1 protein-coding gene and 1 pseudogene are annotated in these 1518 nt (G+C 74.5%); one reads left to right on the plus strand and one right to left on the minus strand.

Annotation, left to right across the window (positions count from 1 at the left end):
- Positions 1–158 precede the first annotated feature (158 nt).
- Entirely contained in the window at positions 159–1169 is a 1011-nt protein-coding gene (locus PROKR_RS20345) for a putative F420-0 ABC transporter substrate-binding protein (protein WP_036966508.1), read from the minus strand.
- Between the two features lie 237 nt (positions 1170–1406).
- Here PROKR_RS20345 and PROKR_RS38225 point away from each other — a divergent pair.
- Positions 1407–1518 (plus strand): annotated as a pseudogene (locus PROKR_RS38225) (oxidoreductase); the annotation flags it as partial.

A 1518-nucleotide genomic window follows, 5' to 3' on the forward strand; every position in this document is an offset into this window, starting at 1 on the left:
GTGCGTCGCGACCGACCGGCCGACCTCGGCCAGGGCCAGGTCGGCCGGCCCGATCGTCACCGCGACGCCGACGCTCAGCACCAGGACGAGCGCCGCGACGGGCAGGGCGAGCAAGCTCTCCGACCGTCTCGGCCCGGCGGGCACCCGCACGGCGAGGCTCACAGGCCGAGGTCGGCCAGCTGGTCCACCACCGAGGCCACGGCGTCGACGTTCCGCACCCCGGCCTCGGTCGCGGGGAAGGGCACGATCACGTACCGGTCGCCCCTGACGGCACTCATCTCGCGGGTGGCGGGGTTGGACTCCAGGGCCTCGATCTTGGCGTCCGCACTGTTCCAGGCGGCGTCGACCAGCACGATCACGTCCGGGTCGGCCTCGACCACGTTCTCCCAGCCCAGGGAGGTCCAGGTGTCGTGCACGCCGGCCGAGACGTTGGTCAGCCCGGCCGCGTCCATGATCATCTGGGGCGCGCCGATGCCCGCCCCCACGTACGGGGTGTCGTCGCCCGAGGACCACCACAGCGCCGTCAGCCCACGGTCGTCGGGCTCGATCGCGTCCAGCGCCGCCCGCTGCCGGGTGACGAGCGCGGCCGCGGCGTCGTCGGCGTCGAACAGCGAGCCGACCTCCTCGATCTCCGCGAACACCGTGTCGAAGGTGAGCGGGTCCGGCATGTACCCCTCCGCCTTGCAGGCGGCGGGGGAGACGTAGGTGGCCACGCCCAGCTTGGCGAGCGTCTCGCGGTCGCCCGCGGTCTCGGCCGTCAGGTTGGACTCCCAGCCCGCGTAGACCAGGTCGGGCTCCAGGGCGAGGGTCGCCTCCGAACCCGGCGCCTCGTCGGCGAACGGCTCGTCGACGGCGGGCACGGACTCCAGCGAGTCCGGCACCGGCCCGTCGAGGAACGCCGACCCGACGATCCGGTCACCGAGGCCGAGCGCGAGCAGCATCTCCGTGGTGGACGACTTGATGGTCACGACGCGCTCCGGCGGCGCATCGACCTGCGTCTCGAACCCGCAGTTGTCGAGTGTGACGGGGAAGCCGCCCGACGCCGGGGACGCGCCCGCGGCGTCGGCGGCAGGTGGGGCGGAGGCCGAGCAGGCGGCGAGGGACAGGACGGCGGCCGCAGCGAGCGCGGGCAGGGCGTACTGACGGGACGGACGGACGCGGGGGTTCACGCGGAGTCTCCAGGGGTCGACGAACAGCCCACGGCGTGGATGCCGTGGGTGCACAGCGACGCGCCATCTCGCGTCCGGTGGGAAGGCGGCTCACGACGAGAGCCGCGTCGGCGGGCCAAAGTGTGGCCCGCGACCCGGCCGCCACATTACACCGGCTGGTCGGCGCGTCCCGGGCGCTTTCGCTCTCGGCGTCGGACCACCCCGCGGGCGGGGCATCGACGAGGTTAGGGTGCCGACATGAGCGACAGCACCGCCCCGCAGGCCGGCCCCGAGACCACCACGACCCGGCGCGCCCTGGTGACCGGGGCGTCGTCCGGCATCGGCGCCGCCACCGTGCGCCGCCTGCGCG

The organism is Promicromonospora kroppenstedtii DSM 19349 (genome assembly GCF_000515355.1).
GTDB classification, from domain to species: Bacteria; Actinomycetota; Actinomycetes; order Actinomycetales; family Cellulomonadaceae; genus Promicromonospora; species Promicromonospora kroppenstedtii.